Here is a 15412-nt window from a genome sequence, read left to right on the forward strand (position 1 = left end):
GTCGCCAAGGGATCACCCGGTGTGATCTCGGGCAACGTCATCCAGGTGCCGATCGACATCCCGATCAACTTGAGCGGGAAGGTGGCGGTCGCCGTCAGCCGGTCCGCCGGGTCCACCCGGCCGGCGACGGCCTGCACCTCGACGTCGGACGGATCGAGGTCGCCGAGGGTGACGCTCACCCGCAGCCCGAAGGTGGAGCCCAGCTCGGCGGTGCCGTTGAGCTCGGTGTCCGAGACGGTCTCCACGTGGTCGACGGCCACCCGCGGCCAGGCCGCCCGTACCCGGGCCTTCCAGGCCGCGAGCTCCTCCGCGGCCTCGGCGCTCAGCGACCGCTGGGCCTCGGCGGCGGGCCCGTACAGCCGCTCCACGTACTCGCGCACCATGCGCCCCGCGAGGACCTTGGGACCCAGGTTGGCGAGGGTGTGACGGACCATCTCGATCCAGCGGCCGGGCAGCCCGTCCGCGCCCCGGTCGTAGAAGCGCGGCGCGACCCGCTGCTCCAGCAGCTCGTACAGCGCGGCGGCCTCCAGGTCGTCGCGGCGGTCCTCGTCCACGGCGGCGCCGTCGGCGGTGGGGATGGCCCAGCCGAAGTCGGGCTCGTACCACTCGTCCCACCAGCCGTCGAGGACGGAGAGGTTCAGACAGCCGTTGAGCGCGGCCTTCATTCCCGAGGTGCCGCACGCCTCCAGCGGCCGCAGCGGGTTGTTCAGCCACACGTCGCAGCCGGGGTAGAGCTTCTGCGCCATGGCCATGCCGTAGTCGGGCAGGAAGACCAGGCGGTGGCGGACGCGCGGGTCGTCGGCGAACCGGACGAGCTCCTGCACCAGGCGCTTGCCGCCGTCGTCGGCCGGGTGGGCCTTGCCCGCGACGACGATCTGGACGGGGCGCTCGGGGTGCAGCAGCAGTCGCGTCAGCCGCTCCCGGTCGCGCAGCATCAGGGTGAGCCGCTTGTACGAGGGCACGCGCCGGGCGAAGCCGATGGTGAGGACGCCGGGGTCCAGGACGTCCTCGATCCAGCCGAGTTCGGCACTGCCGGCGCCGCGCTCGCGCCAGGAGACGCGCAGCCGCTGCCGCACCTCCTCGACCAGCTGCTCGCGCAGGGTGCGGCGGAGCTCCCAGATGTCCGCGTCGGAGATGTCGGCGACGGAGTCCCAGCGCTCGGCGCCGCCGACACTGAGCGCGTCCTCGGCGCGGCCGACGCCGATCTGGCGGGCGCCGAGCCGGAACACCTCGGGGGCGACCCAGGTGGGGGCGTGCACCCCGTTGGTCACCGAGGTGATCGGCACCTCGTCGGCGTCGAAGCCCGGCCACAGCCCGGCGAACATCTCCCGGCTGACCCTCCCGTGCAGGGTCGAGACGCCGTTGGCGCGCTGGGCGAGCCGCAGGCCCATCACGGCCATGTTGAACACGTGCGGCTCGCCGCCGGGATAGTCCTCCGCGCCGAGCGCGAGGACCCGGGCGGGGTCCAGCCCGGGCAGTTCGCCGTCGTCGCCGAAGTGCCGGGCGACCAGCTCGCGGTCGAACCGGTCGATACCGGCCGGTACGGGGGTGTGCGTGGTGAAGACGGCGCCCGCGCGCGCCCGCTCCAGGGCTCCGTCGAAGTCCGCGCCCCGGTCGATGAGCTCGCGGATCCGCTCCAGTCCGAGGAAGCCGGCGTGGCCCTCGTTGGTGTGGAAGACCTCGGGCTCCGGGTGCCCGGTGAGCCGGCAGTACGCGCGCACGGCGCGCACGCCGCCGATGCCCAGCAGCATCTCCTGGAGCAGCCGGTGCTCGCTGCCGCCGCCGTAGAGCCGGTCGGTGACGTCGCGCTCGCCGGGCCCGTTCTCCTCGACGTCCGAGTCGAGCAGCAGCAGCGGCACCCGGCCGACCCGCGCCTGCCAGATGTACGCGCGCAGACAGCGCCCGCCGGGCAGGGCCAGGGACACGCCGGCGGGGCTGCCGTCGGGCTCGCGCAGCAGGGCCAGGGGCAGCTCGTTCGGGTCGAGCAGGGGATAGTGCTCCTGCTGCCAGCCTTCGCGGGAGAGGGACTGCCGGAAGTATCCGTGCCGGTAGAGCAGTCCGACGCCGATCAGGGGCACGCCGAGGTCACTGGCGGACTTCAGGTGGTCGCCGGCGAGGATGCCGAGGCCGCCGCTGTACTGCGGCAGCGCGGCGGTGATGCCGAACTCGGGCGAGAAGTAGGCGACGGCCCGGGGCAGCCCCGGCGGCTGCTCCTGGTACCAGCGCCGGCCGGTGAGGTAGTCCTGCAGGTCCTCGGAGGCCGCGGCCAGCCGCCGCAGGAACCGGCGGTCGCCGGCCAGCTCCGCGAGCCGCTCGGCGCTGACCGCGCCCAGCAGCCGCACCGGGTCACCGCCGGTGGCCCGCCACTCCTCGGGGTCGACGGCCTGGAACAACTCACGTGTCTCGGGATGCCAGGACCAGCGCAGATTGCGCGCCAGCTCGCTGAGCGGTCGCAGGGGCTCGGGAAGGACGGGGCGCACGCTGAATCGACGAATGGCCTTCACGACGACGAAGGTAGCGGCGTGGCCCGTCCGTCCGGTGGAGATTCACCGGTCCCGCCCCCCGGTGGAGTGCCCGGACGGAGAGACCCGTCCACATGCCGGACGGAACGCGCAGGTCCGCACCGACGGCCCATCAACTCGCGCTACCGCAAACGGACTAGCCCGAAATACGCCCCGCCTACACCACCACACCCGAAGGCCAAATGCCGCTACGGCCTTCGAAGGTGGCGTACGGAGCCCGTTCCCCCGTCCGGACGCCGGGTACCCCGTGTCGTCACATTGCACGCGTTCGGCCCAACGAGCAGACTCCCTACGGGTGACGGCGGTCCCGGCGCCCTCCCCGGGCAGTGCCACGCTAACTACGCACCGGTAGTTCACCCGGACCCGGCATGCCGGGGCGGCACCCCCGGGAAGGCTCAACCGGTATACAGAGAGACCTCGCCGGACCCGCCGCCGGATTCCCCGTCCGCCCGCCCTCCCGTCAGGTGATCCCATGATCGGTCGCATCCCCGTCCTGGACCTCTCCCCGCACGTCGACTGCGGCCGAAGGCCGGTCAAGGCGGTCGTGGGCGAGACGTTCGAGGTGACCGCCACCGTCTTCCGCGAGGGCCACGAATCGGTGGGGGCGAACGTCGTGCTGCGGGACGCCGCCGGGCGGTCCGGCCCGTGGACGCCGATGCGCGAGCTGCATCCGGGCACCGACCGCTGGGGCGCGGAGGTCACGCCGGACGCGGAGGGCCGCTGGACGTACACGGTCGAGGCGTGGAGCGACCCCGTCGGCACCTGGCGCCACCACGCGGCGATCAAGGTGCCGGCCGGGGTGGACGCGGAGCTGATGCTCCAGGAGGGTGCCCAGTTGTACGAGCGGGCGGCCGCCGGGGTGCCCAAGGGCCGGGGCCGGGAGGCGGTGCTGGCCGCCGTGGACGTCCTGCGGGACGCCGGGCGCCCCGCCGGGGAGCGGCTCGCCGCGGCCCTGGAGCCGGAGGTCACGGCCGCGCTCACCGCGCACCCGCTGCGCGAGCTGCTGACGGCGAGCCGGCCGATGCCCGTGCTGGTGGAGCGCGAAAGGGCGCTGTTCGGCTCCTGGTACGAGCTGTTCCCCCGCTCGGAGGGCGCGGTGCTGCCGGCCGGGGGCCCACCCCGCAGCGGGACGTTCCGTACGGCCGCGGAGCGGCTGCCGGCGGTGGCGGCGATGGGCTTCGACGTCGTCTACCTCCCACCGGTCCACCCCATCGGCGTCTCCTACCGCAAGGGCCCGAACAACGCGCTCACCGCGGGGCCGTACGACGTGGGCAGCCCCTGGGCGATCGGCTCGGCCGAGGGCGGGCACGACGCGATCCACCCGGACCTCGGCACCTTCGAGGACTTCGACCACTTCGTGGCGCGGGCGCGGGAGCTGCGCATGGAGGTGGCGCTGGACTTCGCGCTCCAGTGCTCCCCGGACCATCCGTGGGTGGGCAAGCACCCGGAGTGGTTCCACCACCGGGCCGACGGCACGATCGCCTTCGCCGAGAATCCGCCGAAGAAGTACCAGGACATCTATCCGCTGGCGTTCGACGAGGACTTCGAGGGGCTGGTCCGGGAGACGCTGCGGGTGCTGCGGCTGTGGATGGCGCACGGTGTGCGGATCTTCCGGGTCGACAACCCGCACACCAAGCCCGTGGTGTTCTGGGAGCGGGTGATCGCGGAGATCGGCCGGACCGATCCCGACGTGGTCTTCCTGGCCGAGGCGTTCACCCGGCCCGCGATGATGCGCACGCTGGGCGCCGTCGGGTTCCAGCAGTCGTACACCTACTTCACCTGGCGCAACGGCAAGCAGGAGATCACCGACTATCTGACGGAGCTGTCCCGGGAGTCGGCCGCCGTGATGCGGCCCAACCTCTTCGTGAACACGCCGGACATCCTGCACGCCTACCTCCAGCACGGTGGCCGCCCAGCCTTCGAGGTCCGGGCCGTGCTCGCGGCGACGCTCTCGCCCTCGTGGGGCGTCTACGCCGGCTACGAGCTGTGCGAGAACACCCCGGTGCGCGAGGGCAGCGAGGAGTACCTGGACTCGGAGAAGTACCAACTGCGGCCGCGCGACTGGGCGGCGGCCGAGCGGGAGGGCCGCAGCCTGGCCCCGCTGATCACGCTCCTGAACCGGCTGAGGAGGCGTCAGCCGGCCCTGCGGTACCTGCGCAACCTGCGCTTCCACCACACCGACAACGACGCGGTCATCGCCTACTCCAAGCGCTCGGGCGGCTCCTGCGTGCTCACGGTCGTCAACCTCGACCCCCACCACACCCAGGAGGCGACGGTCTCGTTGGACATGCCGGAACTCGGCCTCGCGTGGGGCGATTCCGTGCCGGTGCGCGACGAGCTCACCGGAGAGACCTATCACTGGGGCAGGGACAACTATGTGCGCCTCGAGCCGGGCCGCGCCCTCGCGCCCGCGCACGTATTCTCGCTGCGACCGTCCTCACCGATCGGAGGGTCACCCACATCATGATCGTCAATGAGCCCGTCCCCGACACGTTCGAGGACACGCCCGCCAAGGACCGCGATCCCGACTGGTTCAAGCGCGCCGTCTTCTACGAGGTGCTCGTCCGGTCCTTCCAGGACAGCGACGGCGACGGCATCGGCGACCTCAAGGGGCTGACGGCCAAGCTGGACTACCTCCAGTGGCTCGGCGTCGACTGCCTGTGGCTGCCGCCGTTCTTCCGCTCGCCGCTGCGCGACGGCGGCTACGACGTCTCCGACTACACCTCGGTGCTGCCGGAGTTCGGCGACCTGGCGGACTTCGTGGAGTTCGTGGACGCGGCGCACCAGCGCGGCATGCGCGTCATCATCGACTTTGTCATGAACCATACGAGCGATCAGCACGAGTGGTTCCAGCAGTCGCGCACCGACCCCGACGGTCCGTACGGCGACTACTACATGTGGGCCGACGACGACAAGCAGTACCAGGACGCGCGGATCATCTTCGTCGACACCGAGACGTCGAACTGGACCTTCGACCCGGTGCGCAAGCAGTACTACTGGCACCGGTTCTTCTCCCACCAGCCGGATCTCAACTACGAGAACCCGGCGGTGCAGGAGGAGATCCTGGCGGCGCTGCGGTTCTGGCTGGACCTGGGCATCGACGGCTTCCGGCTCGACGCCGTGCCCTACCTCTTCGCCGAGGAGGGCACCAACTGCGAGAACCTGCCGCAGTCGCACCGCTTCCTCAAGCGGGTGCGCGCCGAGATCGACGCGCACTACCCGGACACGGTGCTGCTGGCCGAGGCCAACCAGTGGCCGGAGGACGTGGTCGACTACTTCGGCGACTACGGCAAGGGCGGGGACGAGTGCCACATGGCGTTCCACTTCCCCGTGATGCCCCGCATCTTCATGGCCGTGCGCCGCGAGTCGCGCTACCCGGTCTCGGAGATCCTCGCCAAGACCCCGGCGATCCCCTCGGGCTGCCAGTGGGGCGTCTTCCTGCGCAACCACGACGAGCTCACGCTCGAGATGGTCACGGACGAAGAGCGCGACTACATGTGGGCGGAGTACGCCAAGGACCCCCGGATGCGCGCCAACATCGGCATCCGGCGCCGGCTCGCCCCGCTGCTGGACAACGACCGCAACCAGATCGAGCTGTTCACGGCGCTGCTGCTGTCGCTGCCCGGCTCGCCGATCCTCTACTACGGCGACGAGATCGGCATGGGCGACAACATCTGGCTCGGCGACCGGGACGCCGTGCGCACGCCCATGCAGTGGACGCCCGACCGCAACGCCGGCTTCTCCTCCTGCGACCCCGGGCGGCTGTACCTGCCGACCATCATGGACCCGGTCTACGGCTACCAGGTCACCAATGTCGAGGCGGCCATGAGCAGTCCCTCGTCGCTGCTGCACTGGACCCGCCGGATGATCGAGATCCGCAAGCAGAACCCGGCCTTCGGCCTGGGCTCGTACACCGAACTGCCCTCCAGCAACCCGGCGGTGCTCGCCTTCCTGCGCGAGCACGGCGACGACCTCGTCCTGTGCGTGAACAACTTCTCGCGCTTCGCACAGCCGACCGAACTGGACCTGCGGGCCTTCGCCACCCGCCACCCCGTCGAGCTCATCGGCGGCGTCCGCTTCCCGGCCATCGGTGAACTGCCGTACCTGCTCACCCTCGCGGGCCACGGCTTCTACTGGTTCCGGCTGCGCCGCGACACGGCGCCCGCCGGCACGGTGCACTGACCGCCCGCCGCACCGAACGCCCTCCCGTGCGTGCCCCACCCCGGCGCGCACGGGCGTTTCCGCTTCCGCACCCGGGGAAGCCGCCCAGCAAGGCCGCACCGCCGCCCCTCCGCACGGGCCGGGCCGGGAAATCCCCCGCCCGACACGTCCCCTCCTTGCGCACCACCACAAGCCGCAATCCGGGACACTTTGCCCAAAACTGTCGTGTGCCCCGGGGAAAGGACGCGACGCCATGTCGGACGCTGCACCGGAGGCCCTACGGCCGGGAACCGCACGACCACCCACGCCGTCGCCGCCCTCCGGCCCCGACGGAGAGCGCCGGGCGTCCGCGCTGCTCGCCTCCCTCGTCCCGCTGCTCGCGGAGTGGCTGCCCCGCCAGCGCTGGTTCGCCGGCAAGGGCCGGCCGATCACCGGCTTCGCGCTCGTCAGCGCGACCGAGCTGCTCCCCCGCTCGTCCGGCGGCACCGCACCCGGGCTGCTGCACCTGCTCGTCCGGGCCCAGCAGCCGGGCGCGCCCGGCGTCTCCCCCGGCACCGAGGACTGCTACCAGCTGCTGCTCGGCGTGCAGGACACCCTCCCCCCGCACCTCGCCCCCGCCCTCATCGGCCGCCCGGCCGGCGGACCGCTGCACGGCCGCACCGTCTACGAGGGGCTCGCCGACCCCCGGCTGGCGGCGCTGCTGCTGGAGCGGCTGCGCGTGCCCGGCCGGCTCGGCCGGCTGCGGTTCAGCCGCGAGCCGGACGTCTCCATCCCGCCCGGTCTGGTGCCCCGGCTGCTCAGTGCCGAGCAGTCCAACTCCTCGGCGGTGTACGGCGACGCGTTCATCCTCAAGCTCTTCCGGCGGGTCGGCCCGGGCGTCAACCCGGACCTCGAACTGCCGCGCGCCCTCGCGAAGACGGGCTGCGCACGCGTCCCGGCACCGGCCGCCTGGTTCGAGGCCGAGCCGCCCGGCACCGGCGGCGAGCCGGTGACGCTGGGCGTCCTCCAGCCCTATCTGGCCGGCTCCGCCGACGGCTGGCAGCTGGCCCTCGGCGCGCTGGCCGTGCGTGCCGACTTCACGGCCTCCGCCCGTGCCCTGGGCCACGCCACGGCCGAGGTGCACCAGGCGCTCGCCGAGGCGCTGCCCACCGCCGTCCTGCGCCGCCCCCAGCTGGAGGCGCTCGCGGCCGGGATGATCCACCGTCTGGAGGCCACCGCCGACGCGGTGCCCGCGCTGCGCCCGTACCGGGCCGCGCTGCGCGCCACCTACGAGGAGTTCGCCGCCCTCGGTCGTGACGGGCGCACCTGCCGGGCCCAGCGGGTGCACGGCGACCTCCATCTGGGGCAGGCCCTGCGCACGGCCGAGGACGGCCGCTGGTCCCTCATCGACTTCGAGGGCGAGCCCGCGCGCCCGCTGGCCGAGCGCCGCCGCCCGCAACCGGTGGCCCGGGACATCGCGGGCATGCTGCGCTCCTTCGACTACGCCGCGGCGGTGGGGCACGCGGCGGGCACCGACTGGGCCGAGCGGGCGCGCGCGGCGTTCTGCGAGGGGTACGCGGCCGTGCACCGCGATCCCCGGGAGGACCCCTGTCTGCTGCGGGCGCACGAGACGGACAAGGCGGTCTACGAGGTCCTGTACGAAGCCCGGCACCGGCCGGACTGGCTGTCCGTTCCGCTGTCCGCCATCCGGCGGCTCGTTCCCCTGGGAGGGCCCGCGAAGTGAATCCGTCGCCGCCGTGTGATTCTTCGGGCCGTCCTGTGCCCGCCACGTTTCTGGGGGGTCCGGCTTCCTCCCGCCCGCCCATTCGTTACCCCGAGCTGCCGGCCGAGGACCGGGGCCGCTTGCTGTCCGGCACGCATCATGATCCGCATGCCGTTCTCGGCGCGCGTACCGTCGACGGCAAGGTCCTCGTGCGGGTCCTGCGGCCGTTCGCCGAGGGTGTGACCGTGCTCGCCGACGGCCTGCGGGTGCCGCTGTCGGACGAGGGGGACGGGTTCTTCGCCGGGCTGCTGCCGCACGCCTCCGTCCCCGTCTACCGGCTGCTCGTGCGGTACGCGGACACCGTCGTGGAGACCGAGGACCCGTACCGCTTCCTGCCCGCGCTCGGCGAGCTGGACCTGCACCTGATCGGCGAGGGCCGCCACGAGCAGCTGTGGAAGGCGCTCGGCGCGCAGCCGATGACCCACCAGGGCGTGGCCGGCACCCGGTTCACCGTGTGGGCGCCGAACGCGCGCGGCGTGCGGGTGGTCGGCGACTTCAACTACTGGGACGGCACCGGGCACCCCATGCGCTCGCTCGGCGGGACGGGCGTGTGGGAGCTCTTCCTGCCCGGGGTCGGCGAGGGCGCGCTGTACAAGTTCCAGATCACCCGGCCCGACGGCTCGCTGACGATGCGCGCCGACCCGATGGCCCGGCGCACCGAGGTGCCGCCGGCGAACGCCTCGATCGTGCACGTCTCGCGCCACCAGTGGCGGGACTCGGCATGGCTGGCGCGGCGCACGGCCCGGCCGGTGCACGAGGCGCCGTTCTCGGTCTACGAGGTGCACCTGCCGTCGTGGCGGCCGGGGCTCACCTACCGGCAGCTGGCGGAGCAGCTGCCCGCGTACGTCAAGGACCTGGGGTTCACGCACGTGGAGCTGATGCCGGTCGCCGAGCACCCCTTCGGCGGCTCATGGGGCTACCAGGTCACCGGCTTCTACGCGCCGACCGCCCGGCTGGGTACCCCGGACGACTTCAAGCACCTCGTCGACGCGCTGCACCGGGCCGGCATCGGGGTGCTCGTCGACTGGGTGCCGGCGCACTTCCCGAAGGACGACTGGGCGCTGGCGGAGTTCGACGGCCGGCCGCTGTACGAGCACCAGGACCCGCTGCGGGCCGCGCACCCGGACTGGGGGACGCTGGAGTTCGACTACGGGCGCCGGGAGGTGCGCAACTTCCTCGTGGCGAACGCCGTGTACTGGTGCGAGGAGTTCCACGTCGACGGGCTGCGGGTGGACGCGGTGGCGTCGATGCTCTACCTCGACTACTCGCGCGAGCCGGGCCAGTGGACGCCCAACGCGCACGGCGGCCGGGAGAACCTCGACGCGGTGGCGTTCCTCCAGGAGATGAACGCCACCGTCTACCGGCGCTGCCCGGGCGTCGTGACGATCGCCGAGGAGTCCACCGCCTGGGACGGCGTCACCCGGGCCACGCATCTGACCGGCGCGGGGGGCTTCGGCGGCCTGGGGTTCGGGCTGAAGTGGAACATGGGCTGGATGCACGACTCGCTGGAGTACATGGCCAAGGAGCCCGTGCACCGCAAGTACCACCACGGCGAGATGACCTTCGCCATGGTCTATGCCTACAGCGAGAACTACGTGCTGCCGATCTCGCACGACGAGGTGGTGCACGGCAAGCGGTCGCTGGTGTCGAAGATGCCGGGCGACTGGTGGCAGCAGCGCGCCAATCACCGGGCGTTCCTGGGCTTCATGTGGGCGCACCCCGGCAAGCAACTGCTTTTCATGGGGCAGGAGTTCGCGCAGGGCGCGGAGTGGTCCGAGAGCCACGGCCCGGACTGGTGGCTGCTCGATCCCTCCTACTCGGCCGAGCCGGACCACCGGGGCGTACGGGACCTGGTGCGCGATCTGAACCGGCACTACCGGGCCACGCCGGCGCTGTGGGAGCGGGACACGTCACCGGAGGGCTTCGAGTGGGTGGTGGGTGACGCGGCCGAGGACAACGTGCTGGCGTTCCTGCGGTACGACGCGGGACGCTCGCCGCTGCTGGCCGTCTGCAACTTCTCGCCGGTGGTCCGGCACGGCTACCGGCTGGGCGTGCCGGGCGGGGTCGCGGTGTGGCAGGAGGTGCTCAACACGGATGCCGCCGGGTACGGGGGTGGCGGTGTCGGCAACCCGGATCCGCTGAAGGCCGAGCCCACGGCCTGGCACGGCCGCCGGCACAGCGTCGTCCCGGTGCTGCCGCCGCTGGCCACGGTCTGGTTCCGCCCGGGGTGAGCCGCGAAGGGAGCCCCCGGCCCACCCGGCGGGGGCTCCCGGGGCGTCAGCTCGTCATCAGCAGCAGCCGCGTGTTCGGCACCAGCTTCCGGTTCACGCTGGTGCTCTGCACGAAGATCGTGAACTCGTCGTTGTGGTCCGGCTTGACGCGGACTTCCACGTCCGGCAGACCGAGCAGGGCCCGGGCCTCCGGCCCCGTGTAGACCCGGTCCGTCTTCTTCTCCAGCACGGCTATCTGCTTTCGCGCCTGGACCTTCTCCGATTTGCTCAGCTGATAGAACGCACAACCGGTGCGGTACGTGTGCCCGCTTTCGACGACCCATTCCCGGATGGCCGCTTCCCGCGCCACCGGAATCAGCTGGTATTCCGACGGATTCACCGGGGTGAGGCCGGCTGCCTCGATGGTGTCCTTGTTGACCGCTTCCGCACCCGTGGAGAACACGGCCCGCGATCCCCGGATGCCCTTGGTGCGGCCCACCATGAATTTCTCGGTGGCCTCCTGGATGACCTGCCCGGCCTCCTGCAGACCCTGGGTGCTCGTGGCGTCCCAGACGGCGATGTTGTCCTTCGGGAAGCCGCACTGCATGGCCTCGCGCTTGCCCATCTGGTCCGGCACCAGGACGGCCAGTGTCCAGTTGTCGTCCTGCGTCTCGATCAGCTCGGAGACGGCCTGGACGAGCGCCCGCGGGTCCCCGGCGGGGGCGTCCGGGCAGCGGTGGCTCGCGTTCTCCTGGCCGTCGGTCAGGACGAACGTGAGGAAGCTGTGGTCGCCGTAGAGCTGGGCCGTCTGCGCCAGCTCCCGCTGCGACTTCAGCGTGGCCGCCAGCAGAGCCGTCATTCCGCCGACCCGGTACAGCTGCTTCAGGGACGGCATGCGCAGCACGTCCTTGTCGTAGATGACGCATTCCACGGTGTTGGCGAATACGTACACCGTCACGCGGGTCTCCTGGTCGAGTTCCTTCGACCGGCGGGCCAGATAGGCAATCTGCTGGTCGGCGACCTCGACGACCTTTCCGCTGAGGTGCGACATGGACGAACTGGCGTCCAGCACAAGAGCAACGTGATTGATGTAGTTCTGGCTTCCGGACATGAAAGCGCTCCCCCTCGTTCCGACTAGGTGCTCACACCTTCTCACCCACCACTGACAATCGGTCCCGACGGCTTTCGTCAGGCGACTCGGTGACAGGCGTCCAGGAGCGCGGCCAGGCCTCGTGCGGTGGCTCCCTCGCGGACCGCCAGGTACGTCGGCATGGTCGGCGCCGGGCCGGTGAACGGACGGAAGACGGTGCGGGTCGCCGGCAGCAGGGCGGCCTGGGTGGCGTAGAAGACGGTCCAGTGGGACCGGCCGGCGCCGATCGCGGCGAGGGTGTCCTGGTCGGTGGTGAACGGCGGTCCGAGGACGGGCTCGAAGCCGGCCGACCGGCAGGCGTCGAGGAGCAGGTCGACCAGGTGCGGATTCGCCTCGCGCGGCGCGATCCGCAGCGGCATGCCCGCCAGGTCGGCGAGCCGGACGCCCTCCCGGGTGGCGAGCGGGTGGCTCGCGGGCAGGGCGACCACCAGGTGCTCGGACCAGACCGGGATCAGTTCCAGGCCCGGGCTGCGGGTGACCCCGCGGACGAAGGCGGCGTCGAGTTCCCCGTCCCGTACCCGTTGCAGCCGGTCCGCCGGCGCCGCGCTGACCAGCTCGACGGTGAGGTCCGGCGCCCGGTGGGCCAGGGCGTCCAGCAGCCGCTCCAGCCGGACGCCGAGCCCGACGTTGGTGCCGACGCGGATCAGCGCGGTCCGTTCGGCCCGGATCGCGGCCATCGCCTCCAGCGCCGCCTGCTCGGCGGCCACGAGGGCGCGGGCCTTGGGTACGAAGACGCTGCCGGCCGGCGTCAGGGCGACGCTGCGGGTGGTGCGGTCGAAGAGCGTCACGCCGAGTTCCCGCTCCAGCCGCCGGATCTGCTGGCTGACCGTCGCCTGCACGATGTGCAGCCGCTCCGCGGCCCGGCCGAAGTGGAGCTCCTCGGCCACCGCGAGGAAGTACCGGACCTGGCGCAGTTCCACCCGGCGCCCACCCCCTGGATCCATCACGCTGGATTCATCACGTTCATCGATCAGTGTAGGAGCGGAACGCTCGTTGGTCGCCGCCGCCACGGCCGGTGGAATGGTTTCAGCGCCACCGCACGGGCGGTGGCCCCGGCGGAGGGCGGGACGGCGATGTCGTACGCGAAGGTCAACGGGATCGAGCTGCACTACGAGGACCGGGGCGCCGGGCGCCCGGTGGTGTTCCTGCACGGCTGGGGCACCACCGGCCGGGTCTGGGACGCCCAGGTCGCCGGGCTGGCCCGCGACCACCGGGTGATCACCGTGGACTGGCGGGGCTGCGGCCGCTCCGACCACCCGGCGACCGGCAACACCCTGGCCGGCAACGTCGCGGACGTCCTCGCCCTGACGGATCTGCTGTCCCTCGGCCACCCGGTCCTGGTGGGCAGTTCGATCGGCGCCACCTTCGCCCTGGAGGCCGCCCTGGCGGCGCCGGACCGCATCGGCGGCGTGGTGTCCGTCGACGGTCCCGGCCACTGGCCGGGCCAGGGCATGGCGGCGCAACTCGACGCACTGCTCGGCGGGTTGGCCGCCGACCGGGCCGGCAGCGTGGCCGGCTGGGTGCCCAACTGGTTCGGCTCCGCGACGAGCCGGGCCACGGTCGACCGGACCGTGCGGCAGATCCTCGACTCGGGCGTGTTCATCGACGCGCTGTTCCCCGAGGCCCTGGACTACGACCCGCGGCCGCGGCTGCCCCGGCTCCGGGTCCCGGCGGTCTTCCTGCACGGCCGGCTCGACACCGAGATCCCCGCCGAGGTCTCCGAGACCCTGGCCGGGCTGACGCCGCAGGGCTGGTTCGAGGTCGTCGAGGGCGCCGCCCACATGCCGCACCAGGAGCGGCCCGCCGTCTTCAACACCGCGCTGCGGGCGGCTCTGGACCGGATGGCGCCCGTCCCGGCGTGACGCGCCCGCCGGGTCAGCCGGGCCGGCCGGGCCGGCCAGGGGACGCGACGCGGGCCGAGGGTGTCTCCGGCAGGACCTCGCGCAGGCGGTCGAGGAGCGCCCGGGCCGCGGGGCCCGGGGGTCCGGTGGCCCGCCAGGCGAGGACGATGCGGGCACGCATGCGGGGTTCGACGATCCGCAGGGTGCGCAGCGGCCCGCCGGGGCCCTGCTCCTCCTCGCCGAGGGGCAGCACGGCCACGCCCAGGGCCTGGGCGGCCAGCTGCGCGAGCACGTGGGGAGCTGCCGCCTCCAGGGTGACGCGGGGCCGGAAGCCCGCCTGCGCGCAGGCGCGTTCGAGGGTCGCCCGGACCCCGGTTCCGCGCGGCAGGCAGATCAGCGACCGGTGCCGGAGTTCGGCCAGCGGGACGTCGGTGCGGTCGGTGGGGGTGAGGAGCGGATCGCCGGGGGCGACGGCGGCGCCGAGTGGGGCGTCGATGACGGTCCGGTAGGAGAGGCCGGGCGGGGGTTGTTCCTCGGTGGGCCCGAGGAGGGCGATGTCGATCTCACCGGCCAGCAGAGCGGCCTGCATCCGCTCCGAGGTGTCCTCGGTGAGTGCGATCTCCAGGGCGGGGTGGGTGTCGTGGAAGTCCGCGAGGAACGAGGCGATGTCGAAGGCGTGGCCGGTGGCGCCGGAGACGAGTCCGAGTGTGACCCGGCCGCGCAGCAGTCCGGTGTGCTCGTCCACGGTCTGCCGTACCGCGTCCGCGGCGGCCAGGGCGGCTCGCGCGTACGGCAGGACGGCACGGCCCACCTCGGTGGGGGTGACCGACCGGTTGGACCTGTCGAGCAGCGGCTGCCCGAGCTCCTTCTCCAACTGGCGGATCTGGGCGCTGAGGCCGGGCTGGGCCAGATGCAGCCGGGCGGCGGCGCGCGTGAACCCGCCCTCCTCGACGACGGTGACGAAGTAGCGCAGCTGGCGGAGCTCCATAACCGTTGATTCTAGATCGCAGCAGATGAATCTATTGGAGATATGGGCCGCCCGGGCGCAGGCTTGATCAGGTGAACAGCACCACATCGCGCACGGACGACAACGCCCGGATCAGGGCCTTGATCGGGGCGGAACGCCAGGAGTTGGCCGACCTGCTCGACGGACTGCGGGCCGACCAGTGGGACGAGCCGAGCCTGTGCGCCGGATGGCGGGTCCGCGAGGTCGCGGCCCATATGTCGATGGGCTTCCGGCTCTCCCTGCCCGCGACGCTCGTCGAACTGGCCAGGGCGCGGGGGAACCTGCACCGCATGACCGACCGGGTCGCGCGCAGGGACGCGGCCGCCCATTCCACCGCCGGCCTCGTCACGTTCCTGCGGGAGGGCGCGCACCACCCCTGGACCCCGCCGGTCGGCGGCTTCGCGGCGGCTCTCGGCCATGACGTCGTGCACGGGCTGGACATCACGGTCGCTCTCGGCCTCGACCGGCGGGTCCCCGGGGACCGGCTGCGCGTGCTGCTCGACACGGTCCGGCCCAGCGGCCTGAGGTTCTTCGGCGTCGACCTCGCCGGAGTACGGCTGTGCGCCGAGGACATGGACTGGTCGTACGGGTCCGGCTCACCCGTGTACGGCGCCGCCCAGGACCTCCTCCTGCTCGCCTTCGGCCGCCGGCTCCCGGGCGGCCGGCTCAGGGGCGGGCCGAGCAGCCGCTTCACCACCGCCTGAACCCGGCACCACCCGGCCACCAACCGGCCACCTCCCGCGCCCCCCAGGAGCCCCAC

At 72.6% G+C, this 15412-nt stretch carries 9 protein-coding genes and 1 pseudogene; 6 read left to right on the forward strand and 4 right to left on the reverse strand.

Annotation, left to right across the window (positions count from 1 at the left end):
• Positions 1 to 68 precede the first annotated feature (68 nt).
• Positions 69 to 2504, reverse strand: a pseudogene (glgP, locus tag AB0K09_RS07115) (alpha-glucan family phosphorylase); the annotation flags it as partial.
• 490 nt (positions 2505 to 2994) lie between these two features.
• Between glgP and AB0K09_RS07120 the strand changes: the two are divergent.
• From AB0K09_RS07120 to glgB, 4 genes are all read left to right on the forward strand, one after another.
• A complete protein-coding gene (locus AB0K09_RS07120) occupies positions 2995 to 4989 on the forward strand; it encodes an alpha-1,4-glucan--maltose-1-phosphate maltosyltransferase (RefSeq protein ID WP_366064274.1) in 1995 nt (664 codons plus the stop codon).
• Complete coding sequence (gene treS, locus AB0K09_RS07125; RefSeq protein WP_366064275.1) at positions 4986 to 6704, forward strand: maltose alpha-D-glucosyltransferase; 1719 nt, start codon at positions 4986 to 4988, stop codon at positions 6702 to 6704. The genes AB0K09_RS07120 and treS overlap by 4 nt, the downstream gene beginning before the upstream one ends.
• Before the next feature lie 232 nt (positions 6705 to 6936).
• Positions 6937 to 8406 carry a maltokinase gene (locus AB0K09_RS07130; RefSeq protein WP_366064276.1) on the forward strand — a complete coding sequence of 490 codons (1470 nt, stop codon included), beginning with the start codon at positions 6937 to 6939 and terminating at the stop codon, positions 8404 to 8406.
• 50 nt (positions 8407 to 8456) lie between these two features.
• On the forward strand, positions 8457 to 10676 hold the full coding sequence (glgB, locus tag AB0K09_RS07135; protein WP_366064296.1) for a 1,4-alpha-glucan branching enzyme: 2220 nt from the start codon (positions 8457 to 8459) through the stop codon (positions 10674 to 10676).
• A 46-nt stretch (positions 10677 to 10722) separates the two neighbouring features.
• Here the strand turns inward: glgB and AB0K09_RS07140 are convergent, their stop codons facing one another.
• Together AB0K09_RS07140 and AB0K09_RS07145 are read right to left on the reverse strand one after the other, a co-directional pair.
• On the reverse strand, positions 10723 to 11766 hold the full coding sequence (locus AB0K09_RS07140) for a vWA domain-containing protein (RefSeq protein ID WP_366064277.1): 1044 nt from the start codon (positions 11764 to 11766) through the stop codon (positions 10723 to 10725).
• Positions 11767 to 11843: 77 nt separating this feature from the next.
• Entirely contained in the window at positions 11844 to 12725 is an 882-nt protein-coding gene (locus AB0K09_RS07145) for a LysR substrate-binding domain-containing protein (RefSeq protein ID WP_366064278.1), read from the reverse strand.
• Between the two features lie 153 nt (positions 12726 to 12878).
• Between AB0K09_RS07145 and AB0K09_RS07150 the strand changes: the two genes are divergently transcribed.
• Entirely contained in the window at positions 12879 to 13667 is a 789-nt protein-coding gene (locus AB0K09_RS07150) for an alpha/beta hydrolase (RefSeq protein WP_366064279.1), read from the forward strand.
• Positions 13668 to 13680: 13 nt separating this feature from the next.
• Here the strand turns inward: AB0K09_RS07150 and AB0K09_RS07155 are convergent, their stop codons facing one another.
• Positions 13681 to 14634: a LysR family transcriptional regulator gene (locus AB0K09_RS07155; protein ID WP_366064280.1), complete on the reverse strand. Its 954-nt coding sequence runs from the start codon at positions 14632 to 14634 to the stop codon at positions 13681 to 13683.
• Between the two features lie 71 nt (positions 14635 to 14705).
• Here AB0K09_RS07155 and AB0K09_RS07160 point away from each other — a divergent pair, with 71 nt between their 5' ends.
• Complete coding sequence (locus tag AB0K09_RS07160; RefSeq protein ID WP_366064281.1) at positions 14706 to 15356, forward strand: maleylpyruvate isomerase family mycothiol-dependent enzyme; 651 nt, start codon at positions 14706 to 14708, stop codon at positions 15354 to 15356.
• Positions 15357 to 15412 lie beyond the last annotated feature (56 nt).

Source organism: Streptomyces sp. NPDC049577 (genome assembly GCF_040675635.1).
Taxonomy (GTDB): Bacteria; Actinomycetota; Actinomycetes; order Streptomycetales; family Streptomycetaceae; genus Streptomyces.

What these genes read in the sequence shown, in the direction of transcription:
- AB0K09_RS07140 (WP_366064277.1), bottom strand. Translation starts at nt 11,766, where the DNA reads ATGTCCGGAAGCCAGAACTACATCAATCACGTTGCTCTTGTGCTGGAC.
- AB0K09_RS07120 (WP_366064274.1), top strand. Translation starts at nt 2,995, where the DNA reads ATGATCGGTCGCATCCCCGTCCTGGACCTCTCCCCGCACGTCGACTGC.
- treS (WP_366064275.1), top strand. Translation starts at nt 4,986, where the DNA reads ATGATCGTCAATGAGCCCGTCCCCGACACGTTCGAGGACACGCCCGCC.
- AB0K09_RS07150 (WP_366064279.1), top strand. Translation starts at nt 12,879, where the DNA reads ATGTCGTACGCGAAGGTCAACGGGATCGAGCTGCACTACGAGGACCGG.
- AB0K09_RS07130 (WP_366064276.1), top strand. Translation starts at nt 6,937, where the DNA reads ATGTCGGACGCTGCACCGGAGGCCCTACGGCCGGGAACCGCACGACCA.
- AB0K09_RS07155 (WP_366064280.1), bottom strand. Translation starts at nt 14,634, where the DNA reads ATGGAGCTCCGCCAGCTGCGCTACTTCGTCACCGTCGTCGAGGAGGGC.